Source organism: Streptomyces lancefieldiae (assembly GCF_031845825.1).
Lineage (GTDB): Bacteria > Actinomycetota > Actinomycetes > Streptomycetales > Streptomycetaceae > Streptomyces > Streptomyces lancefieldiae.
This window is the reverse complement of the sequence record NZ_JAVRFH010000044.1, coordinates 40,123-63,866: the sequence shown is the minus strand read 5'-3', so window position 1 is coordinate 63,866 and position 23,744 is coordinate 40,123. Positions and strand designations below refer to the sequence as shown.

Below are 23,744 nucleotides of genomic sequence, written 5' to 3'. Positions count from 1 at the left end.
GCTTCGGCGTCGGGGTCGGTGTGGGCGTCGGCGAGGGCTCGGGGCACGGCGGGAAGGTGGGCCAGGAGGCCTTCCCGGCGACCGAGACCGCGTCGGTGCCGCCCGGTCCGTTCGACACGTACGCGCAGGCGTCGGCCCGCGCCGGGCCGAGCGGTACGCCGACGAGGGTGAACGCGAGCGTCACCAGGGCCAACGCCCGTCCGGCCAGGGCGGATCGGGTCGGTTCGGGTCCATGCACGTCGCAGAGCATGGAGCCTGGCGCGCCGGGCCACGTCGGATTGTCGGGCGATTGCCCCGAAGGAGGGACCCGGGCCGGTCGGCGGTTTGACCGGCGGACCGTCACGCCGCGTCCGGCCTCGTACCCGTGTACGAGAGGCGCCCGAGGGGTGCGGGGAAGGAAAACGGCTCGCCGGTTGAACACCGCGGGCTCCCGGTGCGTACCCCGTGTCGTGCGGCGGCGCAGGAGCGCGCGTCCAACGCTTTCGCGACGACCGGGGATCTGACGATGTGAGCACCTCCTGGCGGAGCGCCTCACCCGTGGTGAGCGCCGCGGCGGTGCCGGCGCTGACGACCGCGTGCGGCCGGCACGGCGGCGGCGCCACCGGCAGCCAGAACGACGGTGCCACGGCCGCGCCCGGCGACGGACTCGGCACCGGCGCGGACGGCACACGGGCGTCGGCGAACGCGCCGGAGCCCGCGGGCAAGCTGTCCGTCTCCACGAACGCCGCAATCGGCGAGCCGGTGACCGACGGGACGGGCCGTACCCTCTACCGCTTCGACGCGGACACGGCCCAGCCACCCAGGACGACGTGCGGGAACGACTGCGCCACCGCCTGGCCCCCCGTGGCCGCGGACGAAGCGCACGCCGGCGGGGGCATCGACAGGGCCCTGCTCGGCGAGGTCACCCGCCCCGACGGCACCGGGCAGCTGACCATCGGCGCCCGGCCGGCGTATCGCTACGCCGAGGACACCGCCGCCGGCGACACCAACGGCCAGGGCGTTGGCGGCACTTGGTAAGCCGTAGCACCCGACGGAAAGCCGGTCGGCGCGCCGAGGAAGCAGCGGCCCTGCGCCGCCACTCCCCGGCGCGCGACCAACGGGCCGTACCCTCCGTCCAGGGCGGAGGGTACGGCTCCGTTCGCGCGCTTCCGTGTGCCCTGACGCGCCTTGGCAGGCGGCACGTGCCGCAGGCAGTGACCGGGAACGGACGGTCAATTTCCGTTTGGACTCGCCCGTTCGGCGGACGATCAGTAGCCTCAGCTCGAACACCGGATCGCCTATGCCCTTGGAGAGCCAGATGGAGCGCCCTGCCTGGGCCCCACGCAGCATCGACATCTCGGTGCCCAGCGTGTCCCGGATCTACGACTTCTACCTGGGCGGTTCGCACAACTTCGAGGTCGACCGGGAAGCGGCCCGCAAGGCCATGGAGTTCCTGCCGGGACTACCCAAGATCATGCAGGCGAACCGGGCGTTCATGCGCCGTGCCGTGCGCTTCGCGGCCGACGAGGGCATCGACCAGTTCCTCGACATCGGATCCGGCATCCCCACCTTCGGCAGCGTCCACGAGGTGGCCGGGAGCAGCCGCCCGGGCGCCCGCGTGGTGTACGTCGACCACGACCCGGTGGCGGTCGCGCACAGCCAGGCCGTCCTTCGGGGCAACGACGACGCGGACGTCGTGGCCGCGGACCTCCTCAAGCCGCGGGACATCCTCTCCAGTCCCCAGGTGGAGCGGCTGATCGACCTGAATCGGCCGGTGGCCCTGCTGTTGGTTGCCATACTGCACTTCGTGGAAGACGCGGACGACCCCTACGCGGCGGTGGCGGAGCTGAGCGACGCGCTCGCGCCCGGCAGCCTGCTCGTGCTCACGCATGCCTCGTACGAGGGGATCCCGCTGCCCGCCGAGCGGGCCGGGGGCGCGGTGGACGTGTACAAGGACATCCGCCATCCGCTGATCATGCGTTCGCGCGACGAGATCGCGCGGTTCTTCAAGGGGTACGACATGGTGGAGCCCGGACTGGTTCCGATGCCGCGCTGGCGGCCCGAGGGAGCGCCGGAGGACGAGGACCCGTACGCGTTCTCCGGGTTCGCCGGCGTGGGGCGTACGGCGTGATCGCGGAGCCGGACGGGCCGGAGGACAGACTGCGCCGGTTCGCCACGATCTGGAGCCGGGCGGTCTTCCCGGTGACCTCGACGTCGGCCACCCGGCCCGAGTTCGAGGAGCGTCTGCTGCCGCTGGCCCGCCGGCTGAGCGAGGTGCTGCGGGCGCGGAGCTTCGACGCGGAGCGGGCCAGGGAGGTCGGCGTCGCGCTCGTCGACGCGCACTGCACCGACCCCGAGGCGCTCGCCCGGACGCTGGACTGCGTCGACGCCTACCTCGTGCTGTACTGCGGGGAGGACGGCGACCCCGAGGGCCTGCGAGCGCGTTCGGCACGGCTGCAGCACGCCATGGCGGCCGGGTTCGCCGGTGCGCTGCGCGAGCGCACCCTGGCGGAGCAGGAGGCCATCGCGCAGGCCGCCCTGAAGGCGCAGGGCGTGGTGGCCGAGGCCCTGCACGCCAGCGAGGCACGCTTCCGCGCGGTCTTCGAGGGCGCCGCCATAGGCATCGGCATCGCCGACCTGGACGGCAACGTCCTCCAGGTCAACGGCGCGTTGATGCGCATGTTCGGCATCGCCGACCCGACGCTGGGCGGCCGCAGGGCCACGGAGTGGACGCATCCGGACGACGCGCCGCAGATCTGGCGGCTCTACGACGAGCTGGTGCGCGGCGAACGCGAGCACTACCACGTGGAGAAGGCCTTCTACCGGCCCGACGGAACCGTCCTGTGGACCAACCTGACCGTCTCCCTGCTGCGCGACGCCGACGGCACCCCGCAGTACCAGCTCGCGTTGATGGAGGACACCACCGAGCGCCGGCTGCTCAACCTGCGGCTGCGCTACGAGGCCACGCACGACGCGCTCACCGGCCTGCCCAACCGCAGCTTCTTCTTCGAACGCCTGGAGAAGGCGCTGGGCGCCGGCCCGGGCCAGCGCTTCGGCCTGTGCTACCTCGACCTCGACGGCTTCAAGACCGTCAACGACAGCCTCGGCCACGCGGCCGGCGACCGGCTGCTCGTCGAGGTCGCCGACCGGCTGCAGTCCTGTGCCACCGCGCCCGGTGAGATGGTCGCCCGCCTCGGCGGCGACGAGTTCGTCGCGCTGACCACCGGCCCGGACACCCGGCACGAGGTCGACGAACTGGCCGCGCGCATCATGAACGCGCTGCTCGCTCCGATCAGCGTCGACGGCCGCGAACTGACCGTGCGGGGCAGCATCGGCATCGTCGAGGGCCCCGCGGGCGAGCGCAGCCCGGCGGAGGTGCTGCGCAGCGCCGACATCACCATGTACCGGGCCAAGTCGGCGGGCGGCAACCGTTTCGAGCTCGCCGACCCGGAGGCCGACGCCCGCGTCATCACCCGGCACGGGCTGACGACCGCGTTGCCGGCGGCCCTCGAACGGGGCGAGTTCTTCATCGAGTACCAGCCGCTCGTGCACCTCGGCGACGGCAGCGTACGGGGCGCCGAGGCGCTGGTGCGCTGGCTGCATCCGCAGCACGGCGTGCTCGGCCCGGACCGGTTCATCCCGCTCGCCGAGCACACGGGGCTGATCGTCCCGCTGGGCCGCTGGGTGCTGGAGCAGTCGGTGCGCCAGGCCCGTGCCTGGCGGGAGCGGTACGGCGGGACGACCGCCGCGGGCCCGCTGCGCATCAACGTCAACCTGTCGCCCTGCCAGCTCACCCACCCCGGCCTGGTCCAGGACACCGTCGACATCCTGGAGCGGACCGGCGTCGCGCCGGACGCGCTGTGCCTGGAGGTGACGGAATCGGCGCTGATCGGCGCGGACGACGACCTGCTGAAGCCGCTGCGCCGGCTGGCCGAGATGGGCGTGGACATCGCCCTGGACGACTTCGGCACCGGGTACTCCAACCTCGCCAACCTGCGCCGACTGCCGGTGAGCGTCCTCAAGCTGGACCGCTCCTTCACCCAGAGCATGCAGCAGTTCCCGGCGGACCCGGTCGACCTCAAGATCGTCGAGGGCATCGTCGCCCTGGCCCACAGCCTGGACCTCGCGGTCACCGTCGAGGGTGTGGAGACCGGCGCCCAGGCCGAGCAACTGCGCATACTGGGCTGCGACACCGCACAGGGCTGGTACTACGCCCGCCCGGGCCCGCCGGAGCGCCTGCACGAACTGGCCCTGGTGGACGCCACGGGCTGACCGGGACTCCGGCCCCGGGGGCGCCTACGCCCCGTCACGGGCCTCTTCGGCCACGGCCGTTGCGGTGCGGACGAGGGCCGCGGTCGCCGTCGAGCGGGACTGCTGCGGCCAGGCGAGGGACAGGACGGCCGGCGGCGCGTCGGACACCGGGCGGTAGGCGACGCCCGGGCGGGGATAGCGCGCGGCGACCGAGGCGGGCAGGAGGGTGACGACCTCACCGAGGGAGACGGCCGTGAGCACCTGGGCCAGGTCGCCGTGGCCGCGCCGGGCCCCGTCGATGTGCCGGTCCACGGTGCCGGCGTTCAGTCCGAGGTCGGCGAGTTCCATCCGGTCGCGCGAGGCGAGCGGATGGTTCGAGGCCAGGACGGCGACGCGCGGTTCGACGGCCAGCGTCTCGGTGTCGAGGCCGGCCCCGTCGAACGGCGCGTGGACCAGCGCGACGTCCGCCTCGCCGCCGCGCAGCAGCCGCGGCTGCTCCTGCCACCCGCAGAGCCGGACGGCGACCGGTACGGACCCGGGCTCGGCCGCGTAACGCGTCAGGATCGGCTCCAGCAGACCGGCGTCCCCGTCGGCCTTGACGGCCAGGACCAGCTTCGGCTCCGCCGCCGCGCGCCGGGTCCGCCGCCCGGCGGCCTCCAGGGCGTCCAGCACGACGCGGGCCTCGGCGAGCAGCACGTCCCCCGCCGGGGTCCGCGTCACGCTGTGGGTGGTCCGCTCGAACAGGGTGACGCCCAGCTCGGCCTCCAGCCGGCGGATCGCCCTGGACAGGGGCGGCGGGGAGATGCCCAGCCGCTCGGCCGCGCGCGCGAAGTTGAGTTCCTCGGCGACGGCGACGAAGTAGCGCAGGGGACGGGACTCCATGGTCTCCGCCTCCCTTCGGTGTTGCCCTCAGGGTAACAACCGGGATCCGATCGGTCCTTCAGTTCCGCCGGGCCGCGGAACAGGATGAACACGCGCCGGAGCACGTGCGGGACGGGCCCGCGGACCCGGCGCGGTCCTTCTTCCTTCCCTCCCTGAACCGGAGTTGTGTTTCCGTGATCGTCATCACCACCCCGACCGGCGGAATCGGCCGGCAGGTCCTCGACAACGTCCTCGACGCCCTGGACGACGGGAGGGCTGTCCGTGTGATCGCCCGCGACCCCGGCCGCCTCACTCCCCGGGCGCGGGAGCGGGCCGAGGTGTTCCGGGGCTCGCACGCCGACCCCGAGGTCCTGGGCGCGGCCTGCGCCGGTGCCGACCAGGTGTTCTGGCTGGTGCCGCCGGCGCCCGGCGCCGAGAGCGTCGAGGGGCACTTCCGCGACTTCACCCTGCCGCTGTGCGAGGTGATCGGGCAACAGGGCGTCGAGCGGGTCGTGGCCGTCTCCACCCTGGGACGCGGCGTCGCGAAGAACGCCGGGCAGGTCTCCGCCTCGCTCGCCATGGACGACCGGATCGCGGCCACCGGCGTCCACTACCGGGCGCTGTGCCCGCCCTTCCTGATGGAGAACCTGCTCGGCCAGGCGGCGGCCCTGCGCTCCACGGGCGAGTTCCGCGTGGCGTACGCCGCGGACCGGGTCCTGCGGACCTGCGCCACCGCCGACATCGCCGCCACGGCCGCCCGCCTGCTGCTCGACGACTCCTGGACCGGCCGGGCCGACGTCCCGCTGGTCGGCCCCGACGACCTGACCCCCGAGGGCATGGCGGAGGTCATGTCCGACGTACTGGGCCGTCCGGTGCGGGTACGGGAGACCACCCCGGCGGAGTACCGGGCGGCGGCCCTGCGCCTCGGGGCGAGCGAGGACGCCGCCCGGGGACTGGCCGACATGGCCTCGGCGATGAACAGCCAGGGGTTCTACGGCTCGGCCGAGCCCAGTACCCCGGACACCGCGCCCACGGGTTTCCGCCGCTGGTGCGAGGAGATCCTCAGGCCGGCCGCGCTCGTCTGAGACGCGGGAGCCGTCACCGCTCCAGCAGCATCCGCTGGAGCTCCCGCGCGGCCCTCGGTGGGGCCACGTCGCTGCGGTGGGCCAGGGCGATGGTCCGGTGCAGGCCCGGGCGGGCCAGGGGCGTCACCCGGAGCCCGCGGCCGGAGCGGGCCGCCACCATCCGGGGGACGACCGCCATCCCGAGCCCCGCCCGCACGAACCCCAGCACCGCGTCCATCTCCCCGCCCTCCACCGCGAAGTCCGGCTCGAACCCGGCGGAGCGGCACGCGGCCACGGTCAGCTCCCGCAGGTCGTAGCCGTGCCGGAACATGACCAGACGCTCGCCCTCCAGGTCGGCGATGCCCACGGCACGGCGCCCGCCGCCCGGCGGGGGCGACTCCGGGGACGACACCACCACCAGGTCCTCGCGCAGCAGTTCCACCGTGGTCAGCGCAGGCGACGCGGTGGGCAGCGGAAGCACGACCAGGGCGAGGTCGAGCGCGCCGCGCGCCAGCTCCCGCACCAGGTCGTGCGAGCCGCCCTCCTCGATCATCAGCCGGACGCCGGGATAGCGGTCGTGGAAGGCGCGCAGCACGTCGGGGAGCAGACCGGTGCACAGGCTCGGGGTGGCACCCAGCCGGACCCGGCCGCGGCGCAGCTGCACCAGCTCCAGCACCTCGTGCCGGGCGGTGTCCGCGTCGGCCAGGATGCGCCGGGCCAGCGGCAGCAGCGCCTCCCCGGCGTCCGTGAGCGTGATGTTGCCCCGCGCCCGCAGGAACAGGTCGGCGCCCAGCTCCCGCTCCAGCGCCTTGATCTGCTGCGACAGCGAGGGCTGCGCCACGTGGACGGTCTCGGCGGCCCGGGTGAAGTGCCGGGTCTCGGCCACCGCCACGAAGTACTGGAGCTGCTGGAACTGCATCCCGCAAGCATACGTCGTCGATAGGCGGCTCCTATGGAAACAAGCCGGACCATGTCTTGGACCGATGAGTCTCATCCCCGTAGCGTCTTGTGCCATGGCTCTGGCAACGCGGACGGACCGACGGCCGTCCATGGCGCGCACCGTGTGGGACTCGACCGTCGGCAAGAAGACAGTGATGGCGGTCAGCGGTCTCGTCATGCTGCTCTACCTGGTCGCCCACATGATCGGGAACCTGAAGATCTACTTCGGGGCCGAGGAGTTCAACCACTACGCCCACTGGCTGCGCACGGTCGGCGAACCGTTCATGCACTACGAGTGGACGCTGTGGCTGATCCGCGTCGTGCTGGTCGTCGCCGTCGTCGCCCACGCCGTCTCCGCGTACCAGCTCAGCCGCCGCGACATCAGGGCGCGGCCCGACAAGTACGTGCACAAGAAGCCGCGTTCCAGCTACGCGACGCGCACCATGCGCTGGGGCGGGATCATCCTCGGCCTGTTCATCGTCTGGCACATCCTGGACCTGACCACCGGCACCGTGCACCCCGGCGGCTTCGAGACGGGCAAGCCCTACCAGAACGTCGTGGACACCTTCTCCACCTGGTACGGCAACGTCGTCTACATCGTCGCGGTGCTCGCCCTCGGCCTGCACATCCGGCACGGCTTCTGGAGCGCCGCCCAGACCCTCGGCGCCGGCAGCCGTACCCGCGACCGCGCCCTGAAGACCGTCGCGAACGTCCTCGCGCTGCTGCTCACGGTCGGCTTCGTCGCCGTCCCCGTGGGCGTCATGACCGGAGTGGTGAGCTGACATGACAACCTACGCCGACTACCCGACCGGTGAGCCGGTCGTCGACACCAAGGCCCCGTCCGGGCCGGTCAACGAGCGCTGGGACAGGCGCCGTTTCGAGGCGAAGCTGGTCAACCCGGCCAACCGGCGCAAGCAGACGGTCATCGTCGTCGGCACCGGCCTCGCGGGCGGCTCGGCCGGCGCCACGCTCGCCGAGCAGGGCTACCGGGTCGTCCAGTTCTGCTACCAGGACTCGCCGCGCCGCGCCCACTCCATCGCCGCCCAGGGCGGCATCAACGCGGCGAAGAACTACCGCAACGACGGCGACTCCGTCCACCGGCTGTTCTACGACACCGTCAAGGGCGGCGACTTCCGCTCCCGCGAGTCCAACGTGCACCGCCTCGCCCAGATCTCGGTCGAGATCATCGACCAGTGCGTGGCCCAGGGCGTCCCCTTCGCCCGCGAGTACGGCGGCCTGCTCGACACCCGCTCCTTCGGCGGCGTCCAGGTCTCCCGTACGTTCTACGCCCGCGGCCAGACGGGGCAGCAGCTGCTGCTCGGCGCCTACCAGGCCCTCAGCAGGCAGATCGCGGCCGGCAACATCGAGATGCACGCGCGCACCGAGATGCTGGACCTGATCGTCGTCGACGGGCGGGCGCGCGGCATCGTCGCCCGGGACCTGGTCACCGGCAGGATCGACACCTACTTCGCGGACGCCGTCGTCCTGGCGAGCGGCGGGTACGGCAACGTCTTCTACCTGTCGACCAACGCCATGAACTCCAACGCGACCGCCGTGTGGCGGGCGCACCGGCGCGGCGCCTACTTCGCCAACCCCTGCTTCACCCAGATCCACCCGACCTGCATCCCGCGCACCGGCGACCACCAGTCCAAGCTGACGCTGATGAGCGAGTCGCTGCGCAACGACGGCCGGATCTGGGTGCCCAGGGCCAAGGGCGACGACCGCCCGCCGAACAAGATCCCCGAGGACGAGCGCGACTTCTACCTGGAGCGCATCTACCCGTCCTTCGGCAACCTCGTCCCCCGCGACATCGCCTCCCGCGCCGCGAAGAACGTGTGCGACGAGGGCAGGGGAGTGGGACCCGGCGGCCAGGGGGTGTACCTGGACTTCGCCGACGCGATCAAGCGCATGGGCCGCAAGGCGGTGGAGGCCAAGTACGGCAACCTCTTCGACATGTACCAGCGGATCACCGACGAGGATCCGTACGAGGTACCGATGCGGATCTACCCCGCCGTGCACTACACGATGGGCGGCCTGTGGGTCGACTACGACCTCCAGACCACCGTCCCCGGCCTGTTCGCCATCGGCGAGGCCAACTTCTCCGACCACGGGGCCAACCGGCTCGGCGCCTCCGCGCTGATGCAGGGCCTGGCGGACGGCTACTTCGTCCTGCCGGCCACCATCAACGACTACCTCGCCCGCAACCCGCTGGGGGACGAGGTCGACGACGATCACCCCGTGGTGCAGGAGGTGCTGGCCGAGACCGAGGACCGGCTCAACCTGCTCCTCTCCGTCGACGGCGACCGCACCCCGGACTCCTTCCACCGTGAACTCGGCGAGCTGATGTGGGAGTTCTGCGGCATGGCCCGCACCGACTCCGGCCTGCGCAAGGCGTTGGAGCGCATCCCGCAGATCCGCGAGGAGTTCTGGCGGCGGATCAAGGTCCCCGGCACCGGCGAGGAGTTCAACCAGTCCCTGGAGAAGGCCAACCGCATCGTCGACTACCTGGAGCTCGCCGAGCTGATGTGCCTCGACGCGCTGCACCGCTCCGAGTCCTGCGGCGGCCACTTCCGCGAGGAGTCCCAGACCCCGGACGGCGAGGCCGCCCGCAAGGACGACGAGTTCTCCTACGCCGCCGCCTGGGAGTTCACGGGTACGGGTGAGGCCCCGACCCTGCACAAGGAAGACCTGGTCTTCGAGTACGTCCACCCCACTCAGCGGAGCTACGCATGAAGCTCACCCTGCGCGTCTGGCGGCAGAAGAACGCCGACGCCGACGGCGCCATGTCCACGTACGAGGTGGACGGCATCTCCCGCGACATGTCCTTCCTGGAGATGCTCGACACCCTCAACGAGGAGCTCATCCTCAAGGGCGAGGACCCCGTGGCCTTCGACCACGACTGCCGCGAGGGAATCTGCGGCGCCTGCTCGCTGGTCATCAACGGCGACGCCCACGGCCCCGAGCGCACCACCACCTGCCAGCTGCACATGCGGTCCTTCCAGGACGGCGACACCATCGACATCGAACCGTGGCGGGCGTCCGCGTTCCCGGTCGTGAAGGACCTGGTCGTCGACCGGTCGGCGTTCGACCGGATCATCCAGGCGGGCGGCTACATCACCGCGCCCACCGGTGCGGCGCCGGAGGCCCACGCGACGCCGGTGCCGAAGCCGGACGCCGACCTCGCCTTCGAGCACGCGGAGTGCATCGGCTGCGGGGCGTGTGTCGCGGCCTGCCCGAACGGGGCGGCGATGCTGTTCACCTCCGCGAAGGTCAATCACCTCAACGTCCTGCCGCAGGGCGCGCCCGAGCGCGAGACCCGGGTGCTGGACATGGTGGCGCAGATGGACGACGAGGGCTTCGGCGGCTGCACCCTCACCGGCGAGTGCGCGACGGCGTGTCCCAAGGGCATCCCCCTGGTGTCCATCACCAGCATGAACAAGGAGTGGCTGCGGGCCACGCGCAAGGTGGCGAAGAGGTAGCCCGACCGGACGTTCGCCGAAAGGTGCGGACGGGCGGGGCCGGGAGCGGTGCTCCTCCCGGCCCCGTCTCGCTCTTCGCCCCTGGCATTCAACAGCCCCACACCCACTCTCCCGGCCCAGGTCACGCCGCGGCCAACCGGCAGCGGAAGAACAGGGGCGTCGGGCCGTACACCGTCGGTCCGTCGCCGCCGCCCCGGCCCGTGACCAGGAGAGTGCCATGACCGGCGTACTGACCGCAGACCGCCCCCCGAAGCCCTCCGCACCCCACCGCTACACCGTCACCCTCGCCCGGGACGAGGAGGACGTGCGGGCCGCGCAGCGGCTGCGGCACGACGTCTTCGCCGGGGAGATGGGCGCCCTGCTGGCGAGCCCGCAGCCTGGGTACGACATCGACCCGTTCGACGCGTACTGCGACCACCTGCTGGTGCGCGAGGAGACGACCGGACAGGTCGTCGGGACCTACCGGCTGCTGCCGCCGGAGCGCGCGGCCGTCGCCGGGCGGTTGTACGCGCAGGGCGAGTTCGATCTCGCCTCGCTGGACGGGATCCGGCCCGGGCTGGTCGAGGTGGGCCGGTCCTGCGTGCACCCCGGCCACCGGGACGGCGCCGTCATCGGGCTCATATGGGCCGGGCTGGCCCGCTACATGACCGACCGGGGCCACGAGTGGCTGGCCGGCTGCTGCTCGATCCCGCTCGCCGACGGCGGTGCCCTGGCGTCGGGCACCTGGGACCGGGTGCGGGCCAGGCACCTGGCCCCCGAGGAGTACCGGGTACGGCCACTGCTCCCGTGGATCCCGCGCGCCGCGGCGCCCGCCGGCCGCACCGAACTGCCGGCCCTGCTGCGCGGCTACCTCCGGCTCGGCGCCTGGGTCTGCGGGGAGCCCGCGCACGACGTGGACTTCGGTGTCGCCGACCTGTACGTGCTGCTGTCGATGAGCCGGGTCGACCCGCGCTATCTGCGGCGCTTCCTCTCGCTCGTCCCGGCGTGATGAGCGCCTGGCTGCCCAGCGCGCCCTGCACCCCCGGGGCGTGCGTGGAACGATGCCGGGACGTGGCGGCCGTGCCGCGCGCCGTGCTGCGGCTCGCGGCGGTCGCCGTGCTGCTCCTCGTCGGGATCGCGATCGTGCTGTCGCCGCTCGGCCCAGGGCGCCCCCGCTCGCGGGGGAGGATCCCCGCCGCCCTGGTGCGGCACTGGTGCCGGTGGATCGTGCGGGCCTTCGGCGTCCGGGTCCGTATGACGGGCGCCGCCGCGCCGGCCGGCGGGCTGCTCCTGGTCGCCCACCACGTCTCCTGGCTCGACATCCCGCTGCTCGCCGCCGTCCGTCCCGCCCGGATGCTGGCCAAGAGCGAGATACGGCGGTGGCCGGTGGCGGGTCCGCCGGCCGCGCGCGCAGGCGTGCTGTTCATCGAACGGGACCGGCTGCGGGCCCTGCCGGACACGGTCGCCGCGATCTCGCGGGCCCTGCGCGAGGGCGCCGCGGTCGCCGCCTTCCCCGAGGGCAGTACCTGGTGCGGACGTGCCCGGGGCAGCTACCGCCGGGCCGTCTTCCAGGCCGCCCTGGATGCCGGAGTGCCGGTCCAGCCGGTCCGCATCCGGTACCGGACCGCGGAGCGGGAGGTGAGCACGGCGCCCGCGTTCGTCGGCGAGGACACCCTGCTCGCCTCGCTGTGGCGGGTGGCGACGGCGCGCGGGGTGACCGCCGAGGTGGAGGTGCGCCCCGTCGTCCCGCCCGGGCGCCACCGCGACCGCCGCTCACTGGCCGAGGCCGCCCAGCAGGCCGCGGCCGCTCCCGGAGTGCCGGTTCTCCGGCACGGTCACCGGAGGAAAGCACCTTCGAAAAGTATGTGCGCTTTGTGAGTTATGTTCCGTTTTCGCACGCCTGATGACGGACATCCGGAAGGCAGGCACTCCGGAAGGAGGGTGATGCCAGATGATCACCCGTGAAGAGATCGCCAACGTCCTGGACCAGCCGGTCTACGACGGTGACGGCAACAAGATCGGCGACGCCAAGCACGTCTTCTTCGACGACATGACCGGGCGCCCCGAGTGGGTGAGCGTCAGGACGGGCATGTTCGGCGCCAAAGAGTCGTTCGTACCCATCCGCGACGCCGAGATGGTGCAGAACCACCTCGAGGTCCCCTACCGCAAGGACCAGGTCAAGGACGCACCCAATGTCGACGTCGACGCGGGCGGCCATCTGTCGGAGACCGAGGAGCACCGGCTCTACGACTACTACGGCATCAACTGGGACAGCGTGCTGTCCGAGGCCGAGCGGACCGACGACGGTCGCTGGGCCGCCGGCCCCGGCGCAGGGACCGGCACCGGCACCGGCACGGGATTGGGCGCGGCCGATGCGGCCGGTGCCGCCGGAACGGCCGGCATGGCCGGTGCGGCGGGCGGAAAGGCCGGCTACCGGGACACCTCCGAGCGGACGGGCATGCGCGGGGACGACGCCATGACCCGCTCCGAGGAGCAGATGCGCGTCGGCGTCGAACGGCGTGAGACCGGCCGGGCCAGGCTGCGCAAGTACGTGGTCACGGAAGAGGTCCAGCAGACCATTCCGGTCACCCACGAGGAAGTGCGGGTGGAACGCGAACCGATCACGGAGGCCAACCGTGGCGACGCGCTCTCCGGCCCGGAGATCAGCGAGGCCGAGCACGAGGTCACGCTGCACGCCGAACGCCCCGTCGTGGAGACCGAGACGGTGCCGGTGGAACGCGTCCGGATGACCACGGAGGAGCACACCGAGGAGGAGACGGTACGCGGGCGGGTACGCAAGGAGCGGATCGAGGCCATCACGGAGGACATCGCCGAGGAGGACGACGACAGGCGGCGGGGCCGCACGTAGCCGCCGCCGGGCCGTCACCGCGAGGACGTGCGCCGGTGAAGCGGCTTCACCGGTGCGTCCCGCCGTCCACGGCCCGTGCCAGGTACGGGGCGGTGGCACTCGCGCCCACCCGCGCCACCTCGGCCGGCGGTCCCGCGGCGACGATCCGACCACCCGCGTCGCCGCCGCCCGGACCCAGGTCGATCACGTGGTCGGCACCCGCCACCACGGTCATGTCGTGCTCGACGACGACGACCGTGTGTCCGGCGTCGACCAGACCGTGCAACTGGCGCATCAGCACCTCGACGTCGGCCGGGTGCAGACCGGTCGTCGGTTCGTCGAGGAGATACAGGGTGTGGCCGCGGCGCCCCCGCTGCAACTCGCTCGCCAGCTTGATGCGCTGCGCCTCCCCGCCGGACAGCTCGGTCGCCGGCTGGCCGAGCCGCAGGTAGCCCAGCCCGACGTCGAGCAGCGCGGCCAGGCTGCGCGCCACCGCCTCGGTGTCCGCGAAGAACTCCGCCGCGTCCTCCACCGTCAGGTCCAGCACCTCGGCGATGTTCCGCCCCCGGTACGCCACTTCGAGCGTCGCGGGGTTGTACCGCGCCCCGCCGCAGTCCGGGCAGGCCGCGTACGTGCTGGGCAGGAACAGCAGCTCGACGCTGACGAAGCCCTCGCCCTGGCAGGTCTCGCAGCGGCCCCCGGGCACGTTGAAGGAGAAGCGGCCGACACCGTAACCCCGTTCCCGTGCCTGGTCGGTGGCCGCGAAGACCTTGCGTACGACGTCGAACAGGCCCGTGTACGTGGCCAGGTTGGAGCGCGGGGTGCGTCCGATCGGCCGCTGGTCGACCAGGACCAGCCGGCCCACCCCGGGCAGGTCCTGCGTGATCTCGCCGATGAGCGTCGACTTCCCGGAGCCGGACACGCCCGTCACCGCGGTGAGCACGCCGAGCGGGAACCGTGCGGTCACCCCGCGCAGGTTGTGCCGGGTGACGGGACCGACCGTCACGCCGCCCCGAGGAGCGCGTACCTCGCGGACGGGAGCGGGGGAGCGGTCGAAGAGGTGGCGGGCCGTCGCGGAGTCCCCGACGTCGGCCAGCCCGGGCACCGGGCCGCTGTACAGCACCCGCCCGCCGTGCTCGCCGGCGCGCGGACCGACGTCCACGATCCAGTCGGCGCCGCGCATCACGCCGAGGTGGTGCTCCACCACGAACACCGAGTTGCCGGCGGCCTTCAGCCGCTCCAGCACCGTCAGCAGCGCCTCGGTGTCCGCCGGGTGCAGTCCCGCGGACGGCTCGTCCAGGACGTAGACGACCCCGAACAGCCCGGACCGCAGCTGCGTGGCCAGCCGGAGCCGCTGCAGCTCGCCCGCCGACAGGGTGGGCGCCGGACGGTCGAGGCTCAGATAGCCGAGCCCCAGCTCGACGACGGGCGCGATGCGGGAGGTGAGGTCCCCGGTCAGCACCCGGGCCGTCTCGCTGTTCGTCGGCAGCGCCGCGGTGAGTTCCGTGAGCGGCAGTGCGGCCAGCTCCGCGATGGTGCGGCCGCCGACGGTCACCGCCAGGGCCTCCGGCCGCAGCCGGCCGCCGCCGCAGACGGGGCAGGGCGCACCGGTGAGGAAGCGCTCCGCTTTCGCCCGCAGCGTGGCGCTCTTGGAGTCCGAGAACGTCTTCATCACATACCGGCGGGCGCTCATGTACGTGCCCTGGTACGGCCGCTGGATGCGGCCCGCCTCCCGCACGGGGTGCACCGTGACCACCGGCTGCTCGTCCGTGAACAGGATCCACTGCCGCTGCTCGGCGGGCAGCTCGCGCCACGGCCGGTCCACGTCGTACCCGAGGGCGCCGAGGATGTCGCGCAGGTTCTTGCCCTGCCAGGCGCCGGGCCACGCGGCGATCGCGCCGTCCCGGACGGACAGCGAGGGGTCCGGGACCAGCAGCTCCTCGGTCGTACGGTGCACCCGGCCGAGCCCGTGGCACTCGGGGCACGCCCCGGCCGCCGTGTTGGGCGAGAAGGCGTCGGAGTCGAGCCGCGCCGCGCCCGGCGGGTAGTCACCGGCCCGGGAGAACAGCATCCGCAGGGAGTTGGACAGGTTGGTGACCGTACCGACCGAGGAACGGGACGTCGGCGCCGCGCGGCGCTGTTGCAGCGACACGGCGGGCGGCAGCCCGGTGACCTCGCCGACCTTCGGGGCGCCGACCTGGTGGATCAGCCGGCGGGCGTAGGGCGCGACCGACTCGAAGTAACGCCGCTGCGCCTCCGCGTAGACCGTGCCGAACGCCAGCGACGACTTCCCCGAGCCCGACACACCGGTGAACACGGCCACCACGTCCCGCGGGATGTCCACATCCACGCCCTTGAGGTTGTGCTCACGGGCGTCGCGCACCCGGACGTACGGGTCGTGGGGGCTGTGCATCGCGGGGAACTCCGTACGGTCTTCGGCGTCGGCCGGTGGGCCGGTGGGACAAACCCCGCGATTCTACGCCGGTGCGGCGGACGTCCCCGCGCCGACGACGCGGGCGAGCCGCCGGTAGGAGTCCAGCAGTGCCTCTCGGTCGTACGTGCTGGTGGTGATCAGGACCTCCTGCGCGCCCGTGTCCTTCAGGAGCGACTCCAGTTCGTCGGCGACCTGTTCCTCGGTGCCGGCGATGTGGCCGGCCAGACCGGACTCGTAGAGGTCGCGTTCCTTGGCGGTCGTCGTCCGGGCCTCGACCTCCTCGGCCGGGGGCAGGGGAGGGAAGGAGCCGCGGGTGCGGGCGTGGGCCATGGACCAGGCCTCCGGGACCAGCAGCCGTCGGGCCGCCTCGGGGGTGCCGGCCACGGCGATCGTGCCGGAGACGACGACGTACGGCTGCGGGCTCCACTCGGAGGGACGGAAGCCCGCGCGGTAGCGGTCGATGCCCCGGCGCATCCGGTCGCGGTCGCGCAGGTCGCCGATGACCATCGGCAGGCCCGCTCGGGCGGCGACCGCCGCGCCCTCGCCCATGGCCAGCACGAACGGCGGCACGGTCAGCCCCTCCGCGGGCCGGGCGTGCACGCCCGTGGGCGAGGTGCCCCGGAACCAGCCGAGCAGCTCGGCCAGTTGGGCGTCGAAGTCCTCGGCGTCCCCCTTGTCCCGGCCCAGCGCCTTCCGCACGCCGTCGGTGAAGCCCACCGAGCGGCCGAGCCCCATGTCGATCCGGCCGGGGAAGAGGGACTCCAGCACGCCGAACTGCTCCGCGACGACCAGGGGCCGGTGATTGGGCAGCATCACGCCGCCGGTGCCGACCCGGATGCTCCGCGTGGCGCCGGCCACGGCGGCGGCCAGCACGGTCGGCGCCGAGCCGGCCACCCCGGGCACACCGTGGTGCTCCGACACCCAGAACCGGTGGTAGCCGAGCCGCTCCGCCTCCCGTGCCAGTCGCACCGTGTCACGCAACGCCTGAGCGCCGGTGTGGCCCTCGCGGATGCGGGAGCGGTCGAGGACGGAGAACCGGGTGTTCGCGATCAGGGAGCTCACACCGGGTTCAACGTCTGCGGGGCGCCAGGATTCCCGGCGGGGCGCCAGGTTTCCCGGCGGGGCGCCTAGGGTGGGGCGGGTGACCGACAGCAGCAGGCCCCCGCTGGCCGTGTTCGACCTGGACAACACCCTCGCCGACACCGCGCACCGGCAGCGGTTCCTGGAGCGCCGGCCGCGGGACTGGGACGCCTTCTTCGCCGCCGCGCCGCACGATCCGCCGCTCGCGGAGGGCATCGCGCTGGTGCTCGAGAGCGCCGACGAGTGCGAGATCGTCTACCTGACCGGGCGTCCCGAGCGCTGCCGCCGCGACACGCTCGACTGGCTGGCCGCGCACGGCCTGCCGGAGGGGCCCGTGCACATGCGGGGCAACGCCGACCGCCGGCCCGCCCGCCGCACCAAGCTGGAGATCCTGGGCCGGCTCGCCCGCACCCGTGAGGTGCGTGTCCTCGTGGACGACGACGAGCTGGTGTGCGACGACGCCGAACGGGCCGGATTCACCGTCGTCCGGGCACGCTGGGCGGCCCGGTCGGCCGAGCTGCGGATCGCGCAGGAGCGCGAGGGCCGCACCTGACCGTCCGGGTGAACCGGGAGGGGAGTGCGGCCAGGGCCGTCAGCCCGACTCCTCCAGGCGGAATCCGAGCTTCAATCCGACCTGCCAGTGTGCGACCTCCCCTTCCTCGATCTGGCCGCGCACCTGGGTCACCTCGAACCAGTCCAGGTTGCGCAGGGTCTGCGAGGCGCGGGAGATGCCGTTGCGGATGGCCCGGTCGACGCCGTCGGGCGAGGTGCCGACGATCTCGGTGACCCGGTAGGTGTGGTTCGACATGCGGGTGCTCCCTTCTGCGGGGCGGTGGTGCGGTGTCGTGTGTCGCACGCCATGTGTCATGCGTCACTCCACCGTGCCCCAAGCCGCGACGTGGCGCGAGGCGTCGGGTGGTTCGGGCCGTTCCCCCCTTGACCTTCCCATTGGTCCATACCAAAATCCCAGACACCCGTTCGAGCCTCGGGCTCGTCCCCCACGTCGGGTCTCCCTTCGCGTGCGCAGGACATCCCTGTCCGCCTCCGCCCCCTGTCCGTCAGACAGAAGGACCCCCTCGTGAGACGTCGCCTCCTCGCTCTTGTCTGTGTGTCCGCCTCCCTGCTCAGCGGCTGCGGCCTGATGTCGCAGGACGGCGGGAGCGAACGGCGCACCGTCACCGTGTGGCTGATGAAGGACAGTGCCTCGCAGGACTTCCTGGGGCGGTTCACCGAGGAGTTCGAGCGCGAGCACCCCGACCTGGACCTCGACATCCGCATCCAGGAGTGGACCGGCATCGGCGACAAGGTACAGGCCGCGCTGAAGGCCGACGGCACGGACGGACCCGACGTCATCGAGGTCGGCAACACCCAGGTCCCGCAGTACGCGGAGGGCGGGCGGCTGCACGACCTGACGCTGGAGTCGATGCGCGACTGGGGCATCCGCGAGTGGCTGCCGGGCCTCGCCGAACCCGGGCAGTGGCTGTCCCAGCAGTTCGGCATCCCCTGGTACGCCGCCAACCGGGTGGTCATCTACCGCAAGGACCTGTTCGAGAAGGCCGGCATCACCCGGCCGCCCCACACCCGCGAGGAGTGGCTCACCGCCACCGAACAGCTCGACTCGGGCGGCGACCAGGGCATCTACCTGGCCGGGCAGGACTGGTACACGCTCTCCGGCTTCATCTGGGACGAGGGCGGCGAACTGGCCAGACAGGACGGCGGCGTCTGGACCGGCGCCCTGGACTCCGAGGCCGCCCTGCGCGGCATGGACTTCTACCGCGAACTGCAGGCCCTGGGCGACGGCCCGCTGGACGCCGACGAGGAGCACCCGCCGCAGGCCGGGGTGTTCGCCCGGGGACAGGTTGCCCAGATCGTCGCGGTGCCGGGGCTCGCCCAGTCGATCGTGCGCGAGAACCCCGGACTCAAGGGGAAACTCGGCTTCTTCCCGGTGCCCGGCAAGAGCGCCGACAAGCCCGGCGCGGTCTTCACCGGCGGCTCCGACCTCGTCGTCCCGAGGAACACCGACACCCGGGACGGCGCCCTCGCCGTGGTCGACGCGCTCGCGGGCGCCAAGTGGAACACCGACCTGGCCCGCACCATGAACTACGTCCCGAACAAGACGACGCTCGCCAAGGCCGTCGCGGACGAGGAGGGGGTCGCGGCCATGGCGGCCGGCGCCGCACAGGGCCGGGCGACCCCCGGTACGCCCACGTGGGGCGCGGTCGAGGCGGACAACCCGATCAAGGAGTACATGACCAAGGTGCTCACCGGGGCGGACGCGAAGACGGAGGCCCGCAAGGCCTCCGCCCGCATCACCGAGCAGCTGGACCTCGACGCGCGCTGACGCGCCGCCGCCCGGTCGGCGCGCCACGCTCAGGCACGACGCTCAGGGCACCACGCTCAACGCACCACGCTCAGCGACAGCGCGAAACGGTCCTCGGCGTCCGTCCACCAGTGGGCGAGCTCCAGACCGGCCGCGGCCAGTTCGGCGCGCACGCCCTCCTGCCGGAACTTCGCCGACACCTCGGTGCGCAGCTCCTCCCCGTCGGTGAAGTCCACGGCCAGGTCGAGCGCCTGGACCTTGACCGTCTGCGCCGTGCGCGAGCGCAGCCGCATCTCGATCCATTCCCGTTCGGCGTTCCACAGCGCCACGTGGTCGAAGGCCGTCGGCACGAAGTCGGCGCCCAGTTCCCGGTTGATCACGGACAGCACGTTCTTGTTGAACTCGGCCGTCACCCCGGCCGCGTCGTCGTACGCCCGGACCAGCACCCGCTCGTCCTTGACCAGGTCCGTGCCCAGCAGCAGGGCGTCGCCGGGGGAGAGCAGCGCACGCACGGCGGACAGGAACGCGGCGCGCTCACCGGGCAGCAGGTTGCCGATCGTGCCGCCGAGGAAGGCCACCAGCCGGGGCCCCGGCGTCCCCGGCAGCGCCAGCCCGCCGGTGAAGTCGGCGATCAGCGCGTGCACCTGGAGGTCCGGCCGCTCGGCGACGAGCGCCTCGCCGGCCTGGGTGAGGGCGCTCTCACTGACGTCGACCGGCACGTACGCGCGCAGCCCGGTCAGTGCGTCGAGCAGGAACCGCGTCTTCTCCGAGGAGCCGGAGCCCAGCTCGACCAGGGTGCGGGCGCCGGTCGCCGCGGCGATCTCGTGGGCCCGGTCGACGAGGATCTCCCGCTCGGCCCGGGTCGGGTAGTACTCGGGCAGGGCGGTGATCTCTTCGAACAGCTCGCTGCCCCGCGCGTCGTAGAACCACTTGGGCGGCAGCCACTTGGGCGTGCCCGTCAGGCCCGCCAGGACGTCGGCGCGCAAGGCGGCGTCCGTGGCGTCCTCGGGCAGCGTGCGGGTGAGGCGGAACGGGCTCACGTGCGGGGCTCCTTCTCAGGTGCGAAAGCGTCTGCGGGGGCGGGCTCGCCCGGGTCCTTGAGCGGGGTGAGCAGCACGTCCGTGCGGCTCGCCGTGAGCAGGGTGCGGTCGGGGACCTCCTGCCAGTGCGGGTCGTCGTCGTAGGGCTCCGAGGCGACGGCCGTGCCGTCGCCGGGACGGCTCAGGTACCACAGGGTGTCGCCCCAGGTGGTGGCCGTGATGGTGGCGCCGTCCGTGAGCAGCAGGTTGAGCCGGGAGGCGGGGGCCGCGGCGGCGGTCTCCAGGACCGTCTCGGCGAGGGCCCGGCCCTGGTCGTCCCCGGCGCGCAGCCGGGCCAGGACCAGCGCCCACACGAGCGCCGAGTCGTTGCGGGCCTCCAGCGACAACAGCTCCTCGGGCGGCAGCGTGCCGGCCACCCGCGCCAGCGAGCCGGGCCAGCCCGCCACCGCGCCGTTGTGGCTGAACAGCCAGGTCCCCGCGGCGAACGGGGCCGCGGCGGCCTCGGCGTCGGCGCCCGCCAGCGTCGCGTCGCGTACGGCGGCGAGCAGCGCGCCGGTGCGTACGACCCGGGCCAGGTCGGCGAAGGACTGGTCCGCCCAGATCGGCCCGGCCCGCCGGTAGCGCGCCGGCACCGGGTCGCCCTCGGCGTACCAGCCGACGCCGAACCCGTCGGCGTTGACCGTGCCGTACCGCTGGTGCCGGGGTGCCCAGGACTGGCGGTACAGGGCGTGCGGCGGATCCACGAGGACCCGGCCGAGTGACTGCGCCGGTCCCACGTAGGCGAGGTGTCGGCACATCAGGCGGCCCCCGCCGACCGGGCGGTGCGGAACCCGGAGAAGATCTGCCGCCGGATCGGATAGTCCCAGTTGCGGAACGTTCCCCGGCAGGCCACCGCGTCCACGGCGAAGGAACCGCCGCGCAGCACCTTGTGGTCGGGCCCGAAGAACACCTCCGAGTACTCCTTGTACGGGAACGCCCGGAAGCCCGGGTACGGGGCGAAGTCGCTCGACGTCCACTCCCAGACATCGCCGATCAACTGCCGTACGCCGAGCGGCGACTCCCCGGCCGGATAGCTGCCGGCGGGCGCCGGACGAAGGTGGCGCTGGCCGAGGTTGGCGTGCTCCGGGCCCGGGTCGGCGTCGCCCCACGGGTAGCGGGCCGAGCGGTCGCCGGCCGGGTCGTACCGGGCGGCCTTCTCCCACTCGGCCTCGGTGGGCAGCCGCCGCCCGGCCCAGCGGGCGTACGCGTCGGCCTCGTACCAGCACACGTGCACCACCGGCTCGTCGGCCGGCACCGCCTCGGTGACCCCGAAGCGGCGCCGCAGCCACTGCCCGCCGTCGCGGCGCCAGAACAGCGGGGCGGTGATGGACTGCCGGCGGATGTGCTCCCAGCCCCGTGGCGTCCACCAGCGGGGGTCGTCGTAGCCGCCGTCGTCGATGAACGCCTGGTACGCGCCGTTGGTGACCGGCGTGGTGTCGATGAAGAACGGCGCCACCTCGCGCCGGTGCGCGGGACGTTCGTTGTCCAGGGCCCACGGCTCGGTGGAGGTGCCCATCGTGAACGGACCACCGGGCACCAGGACCTCCGCCGGCCCGGTGAACAGGGGGACGGGGGACGGGTCCGGGGCGGTCAGGGCCGGTGGGCCCTTGCGGAGCTGATGGGTGATCAGCATCGTCTCGTCGTGCTGCTGCTCGTGCTGGGCGATCATTCCGAAGGCGAAGCCGGCCTCCGTCAGCCGCGTACCGTGGAACGAGGTCGCCTCCAGTACTTCCAGTGCCCGCCCGCGCACGTCGGCGGCGTACCGGCGGGCCTCGGCGGGCGACAGCAGCGGCAGTTCGGGGCGCTTGGCGCGCGGATGCTCGAAGGCGTCGTACAGGCTGTCGATCTCGGGCCGTATCGCCTCCTGCCCGGCGACGGCGCGCAGCAGCCACTGCTCCTCCTGGTTGCCGATGTGCGCCAGGTCCCACACCAGCGGGGACATCAGTGGCGACACCTGGGCGGTCAGGTCGGGGCCCTCCACGCAGCTCGTCAGCAGAGTGGTGCGCTCGCGGGCGGTGACCAGCGTGGCCAGGGCCCGCTCCCGCAGGGCCTCGGCGTCGACGGCGGAGTCTGCGGTGGCGGTGTCGACGGCGGAGTCGGTGATGGCGGTCTCCATGGCGGGGTCGGTCATGAGCGGGTCTCCCTCCCGTGCGGGCCACGGCTCGCGCCGTCCAGCAGATCCAGCAGATCGTCGGCGGGGCAGCGGCCCCGCAGGACATGGCGCTCCAGGAACGCCGCGACGGCGTCCGTCACCTCGGTCGTGGCGCCGAGTCGGGGCAGGGCGGCGAGCGCCGCCGTGAAGCACGTGACGGCCGCCTCGCGCAGCTCCGGATCGGTGAGGGCGTCGCGGGCCGCGTCCCGGTACAGCGGGTTGTGCGGAGCCGGCCGCCCGAGCGTGCGCTCGGCGAGGGGCTTCACGGCCCGGTAGGCGGTCTCGGTGGCCTCCGGGTCGTCGAACAGCGCCGCCGTCACGGCGAGCGGCACCATCCAGCCGTCGTCCCCGGGCTGCGCGTCGATCATGCGCAGCTCCAGGTGGCCGCGCGGCCTGACCGGCGGGAACAGCGTGGTGAGGTGGTAGTCGAGATCCTCCCGCGTCGGTGGTCTCGGCGCCCGGGTCCTGGTCCACTCCCGGAAGGTCAGACCCTCCGGTACGTCCCAGGGCCCGCCGTCCCGGCGTACGCACATCACCGGGGCGTCCAGGACGTGCCGGGTCCAGGTGCCGCGCGGGTCGGTGTCCAACGGGGGGCCGCCCGCGCGGCCGGTGCCTATCTGCGCCCAGCGCAGCTGCCGGGTGGACCGCCAGCCGGTGGGCCGGTCGCCGGCCAGCGGGGAGTTGGCGAACGCGGCCACCAGGACCGCGCCCAGCTGGTGGGCCAGCCACCAGCGGCGCACATGGCCGAGCGGGCCGGGCTCCTCGTACCCGGCGTCCACGCACACCTGCACGGACGCGGAGGTGCACATCATGAAGCGGCCCGCGGGACCGGTGCGGTCGAGGCAGGCCTCCATGGCGTCGTAGCGTGGCTGGCGCAGGAACCGGCGGGGCGTCTGCCAGGGGTCGTGGCCCAGGCCGACGAGGGCGAGACCGTGCTCGCGCAGGACCGCGCGGACGGCGTCCAGGTCGGCGGAGACGGTGCCGATGCACTCCATCAGGGAGGCGGCGGGGAGCGAACTCAGCTCCAGCTGGCCGCCGGGCTCGATGGTCAGCGGCGACGTCAGGGGCACGGTCTCCAACGCGGCGTAGACCGCGTCGAGTCGTTCGGGTGTCACGGGGAGCCGCGGCGCGCGCAGCTCGTGGACGAGCCATTCCACCTCGACGCCGAGACGCCGGGGCGGGCCGGTCTTGAAGCAGATGCCGTGGACCAGCGCCTCGACCTCGGCTTCGCTGACGGCGGTGCGTGGCCTGATGCAGCCACTTACCGAATCGGACATGT

The 23,744-nt window shown here is 73.0% G+C and carries 20 protein-coding genes and 2 pseudogenes; 12 read left to right on the top strand and 10 right to left on the bottom strand.

What is annotated here, in order from left to right:
* Positions 1-238 (bottom strand): annotated as a pseudogene (locus RM812_RS31515) (hypothetical protein); the annotation flags it as partial.
* Positions 239-507: 269 nt separating this feature from the next.
* On the opposite strand from RM812_RS31515, the pseudogene RM812_RS31510 reads away from it, so the two are divergent.
* The 3 genes and pseudogenes from RM812_RS31510 to rmdA all read left to right on the top strand — a co-directional run.
* Positions 508-1,014 (top strand): annotated as a pseudogene (locus RM812_RS31510) (SCO0930 family lipoprotein); the annotation flags it as partial.
* Positions 1,015-1,297: 283 nt separating this feature from the next.
* Positions 1,298-2,110 (top strand): SAM-dependent methyltransferase, encoded by an 813-nt coding sequence (locus RM812_RS31505; RefSeq protein ID WP_311580178.1) that lies wholly within the window; start codon positions 1,298-1,300, stop codon positions 2,108-2,110.
* Positions 2,107-4,251, top strand: a complete 2,145-nt coding sequence (gene rmdA / locus RM812_RS31500) for a cyclic Di-GMP phosphodiesterase RmdA (RefSeq protein WP_311580175.1) — start codon at positions 2,107-2,109, stop codon at positions 4,249-4,251. Before RM812_RS31505 ends, rmdA begins: the two co-directional genes overlap by 4 nt.
* A 24-nt stretch (positions 4,252-4,275) precedes the next feature.
* Here the strand turns inward: rmdA and RM812_RS31495 are convergent, their stop codons facing one another.
* The gene (locus RM812_RS31495) at positions 4,276-5,112 is read right to left on the bottom strand and encodes a LysR family transcriptional regulator (RefSeq protein WP_311580172.1); all 837 of its coding nucleotides are present in this window, start codon (positions 5,110-5,112) and stop codon (positions 4,276-4,278) included.
* Positions 5,113-5,285: 173 nt separating this feature from the next.
* Here RM812_RS31495 and RM812_RS31490 point away from each other — a divergent pair, with 173 nt between their 5' ends.
* Entirely contained in the window at positions 5,286-6,176 is an 891-nt protein-coding gene (locus RM812_RS31490; protein WP_311580169.1) for an NAD(P)H-binding protein, read from the top strand.
* Between the two features lie 13 nt (positions 6,177-6,189).
* Here the strand turns inward: RM812_RS31490 and RM812_RS31485 are convergent, their stop codons facing one another.
* The gene (locus RM812_RS31485) at positions 6,190-7,074 is read right to left on the bottom strand and encodes a LysR family transcriptional regulator (RefSeq protein ID WP_311580166.1); all 885 of its coding nucleotides are present in this window, start codon (positions 7,072-7,074) and stop codon (positions 6,190-6,192) included.
* Positions 7,075-7,204: 130 nt separating this feature from the next.
* Here RM812_RS31485 and RM812_RS31480 point away from each other — a divergent pair, with 130 nt between their 5' ends.
* From RM812_RS31480 to RM812_RS31455, 6 genes are all read left to right on the top strand, one after another.
* Positions 7,205-7,876 carry a succinate dehydrogenase gene (locus RM812_RS31480; protein ID WP_311580187.1) on the top strand — a complete coding sequence of 224 codons (672 nt, stop codon included), beginning with the start codon at positions 7,205-7,207 and terminating at the stop codon, positions 7,874-7,876.
* A gap of 1 nt (position 7,877) precedes the next feature.
* Positions 7,878-9,827 carry a fumarate reductase/succinate dehydrogenase flavoprotein subunit gene (locus RM812_RS31475; protein WP_311580163.1) on the top strand — a complete coding sequence of 650 codons (1,950 nt, stop codon included), beginning with the start codon at positions 7,878-7,880 and terminating at the stop codon, positions 9,825-9,827.
* The gene (locus RM812_RS31470; RefSeq protein WP_311580161.1) at positions 9,824-10,573 is read left to right on the top strand and encodes a succinate dehydrogenase/fumarate reductase iron-sulfur subunit; all 750 of its coding nucleotides are present in this window, start codon (positions 9,824-9,826) and stop codon (positions 10,571-10,573) included. Before RM812_RS31475 ends, RM812_RS31470 begins: the two co-directional genes overlap by 4 nt.
* Positions 10,574-10,790: 217 nt before the next feature.
* Positions 10,791-11,561: a GNAT family N-acetyltransferase gene (locus tag RM812_RS31465; protein WP_311580158.1), complete on the top strand. Its 771-nt coding sequence runs from the start codon at positions 10,791-10,793 to the stop codon at positions 11,559-11,561.
* The gene (locus RM812_RS31460; protein WP_311580155.1) at positions 11,561-12,430 is read left to right on the top strand and encodes a lysophospholipid acyltransferase family protein; all 870 of its coding nucleotides are present in this window, start codon (positions 11,561-11,563) and stop codon (positions 12,428-12,430) included. The genes RM812_RS31465 and RM812_RS31460 overlap by 1 nt, the downstream gene beginning before the upstream one ends.
* Positions 12,431-12,503: 73 nt before the next feature.
* The gene (locus tag RM812_RS31455; RefSeq protein WP_311580152.1) at positions 12,504-13,421 is read left to right on the top strand and encodes a PRC and DUF2382 domain-containing protein; all 918 of its coding nucleotides are present in this window, start codon (positions 12,504-12,506) and stop codon (positions 13,419-13,421) included.
* Positions 13,422-13,467: 46 nt separating this feature from the next.
* Here RM812_RS31455 and RM812_RS31450 read toward each other — a convergent pair whose 3' ends face one another.
* Positions 13,468-15,813 (bottom strand): excinuclease ABC subunit UvrA, encoded by a 2,346-nt coding sequence (locus RM812_RS31450; protein WP_311580150.1) that lies wholly within the window; start codon positions 15,811-15,813, stop codon positions 13,468-13,470.
* A 63-nt stretch (positions 15,814-15,876) separates the two neighbouring features.
* Complete coding sequence (locus RM812_RS31445) at positions 15,877-16,896, bottom strand: LLM class flavin-dependent oxidoreductase (protein WP_311580147.1); 1,020 nt, start codon at positions 16,894-16,896, stop codon at positions 15,877-15,879.
* Positions 16,897-16,975: 79 nt separating this feature from the next.
* Between RM812_RS31445 and RM812_RS31440 the strand changes: the two genes are divergently transcribed.
* On the top strand, positions 16,976-17,467 hold the full coding sequence (locus RM812_RS31440) for a phosphatase domain-containing protein (RefSeq protein WP_311580144.1): 492 nt from the start codon (positions 16,976-16,978) through the stop codon (positions 17,465-17,467).
* Positions 17,468-17,506: 39 nt separating this feature from the next.
* Here the strand turns inward: RM812_RS31440 and RM812_RS31435 are convergent, their stop codons facing one another.
* A complete protein-coding gene (locus RM812_RS31435; RefSeq protein WP_311580141.1) occupies positions 17,507-17,722 on the bottom strand; it encodes a dodecin in 216 nt (71 codons plus the stop codon).
* A 270-nt stretch (positions 17,723-17,992) separates the two neighbouring features.
* Here RM812_RS31435 and RM812_RS31430 point away from each other — a divergent pair, with 270 nt between their 5' ends.
* Entirely contained in the window at positions 17,993-19,255 is a 1,263-nt protein-coding gene (locus RM812_RS31430; protein WP_311580138.1) for an extracellular solute-binding protein, read from the top strand.
* A gap of 56 nt (positions 19,256-19,311) precedes the next feature.
* Here the strand turns inward: RM812_RS31430 and egtD are convergent, their stop codons facing one another.
* From egtD to egtA, 4 genes are read right to left on the bottom strand one after another with little or no spacing between them, the layout of a single operon-like run.
* Complete coding sequence (gene egtD / locus RM812_RS31425; RefSeq protein WP_311580136.1) at positions 19,312-20,274, bottom strand: L-histidine N(alpha)-methyltransferase; 963 nt, start codon at positions 20,272-20,274, stop codon at positions 19,312-19,314.
* Positions 20,271-21,071 carry an ergothioneine biosynthesis protein EgtC gene (egtC, locus tag RM812_RS31420; RefSeq protein ID WP_311580133.1) on the bottom strand — a complete coding sequence of 267 codons (801 nt, stop codon included), beginning with the start codon at positions 21,069-21,071 and terminating at the stop codon, positions 20,271-20,273. Before egtC ends, egtD begins: the two co-directional genes overlap by 4 nt.
* The gene (gene egtB / locus RM812_RS31415; protein ID WP_311580184.1) at positions 21,071-22,429 is read right to left on the bottom strand and encodes an ergothioneine biosynthesis protein EgtB; all 1,359 of its coding nucleotides are present in this window, start codon (positions 22,427-22,429) and stop codon (positions 21,071-21,073) included. Before egtB ends, egtC begins: the two co-directional genes overlap by 1 nt.
* Positions 22,430-22,440: 11 nt before the next feature.
* On the bottom strand, positions 22,441-23,742 hold the full coding sequence (gene egtA / locus RM812_RS31410; RefSeq protein WP_311580130.1) for an ergothioneine biosynthesis glutamate--cysteine ligase EgtA: 1,302 nt from the start codon (positions 23,740-23,742) through the stop codon (positions 22,441-22,443).
* Positions 23,743-23,744 lie beyond the last annotated feature (2 nt).

Coding starts and splice junctions, on each gene's coding strand:
- RM812_RS31495 (WP_311580172.1), bottom strand. CDS start 5,112: ATGGAGTCCCGTCCCCTGCGCTACTTCGTCGCCGTCGCCGAGGAACTC.
- RM812_RS31455 (WP_311580152.1), top strand. CDS start 12,504: ATGATCACCCGTGAAGAGATCGCCAACGTCCTGGACCAGCCGGTCTAC.
- egtC (WP_311580133.1), bottom strand. CDS start 21,071: ATGTGCCGACACCTCGCCTACGTGGGACCGGCGCAGTCACTCGGCCGG.
- RM812_RS31460 (WP_311580155.1), top strand. CDS start 11,561: ATGAGCGCCTGGCTGCCCAGCGCGCCCTGCACCCCCGGGGCGTGCGTG.
- RM812_RS31485 (WP_311580166.1), bottom strand. CDS start 7,074: ATGCAGTTCCAGCAGCTCCAGTACTTCGTGGCGGTGGCCGAGACCCGG.
- egtA (WP_311580130.1), bottom strand. CDS start 23,742: ATGTCCGATTCGGTAAGTGGCTGCATCAGGCCACGCACCGCCGTCAGC.
- RM812_RS31480 (WP_311580187.1), top strand. CDS start 7,205: ATGGCGCGCACCGTGTGGGACTCGACCGTCGGCAAGAAGACAGTGATG.
- RM812_RS31435 (WP_311580141.1), bottom strand. CDS start 17,722: ATGTCGAACCACACCTACCGGGTCACCGAGATCGTCGGCACCTCGCCC.
- RM812_RS31470 (WP_311580161.1), top strand. CDS start 9,824: ATGAAGCTCACCCTGCGCGTCTGGCGGCAGAAGAACGCCGACGCCGAC.
- RM812_RS31475 (WP_311580163.1), top strand. CDS start 7,878: ATGACAACCTACGCCGACTACCCGACCGGTGAGCCGGTCGTCGACACC.
- egtB (WP_311580184.1), bottom strand. CDS start 22,429: ATGGAGACCGCCATCACCGACTCCGCCGTCGACACCGCCACCGCAGAC.
- RM812_RS31450 (WP_311580150.1), bottom strand. CDS start 15,813: ATGCACAGCCCCCACGACCCGTACGTCCGGGTGCGCGACGCCCGTGAG.
- RM812_RS31505 (WP_311580178.1), top strand. CDS start 1,298: ATGGAGCGCCCTGCCTGGGCCCCACGCAGCATCGACATCTCGGTGCCC.
- RM812_RS31465 (WP_311580158.1), top strand. CDS start 10,791: ATGACCGGCGTACTGACCGCAGACCGCCCCCCGAAGCCCTCCGCACCC.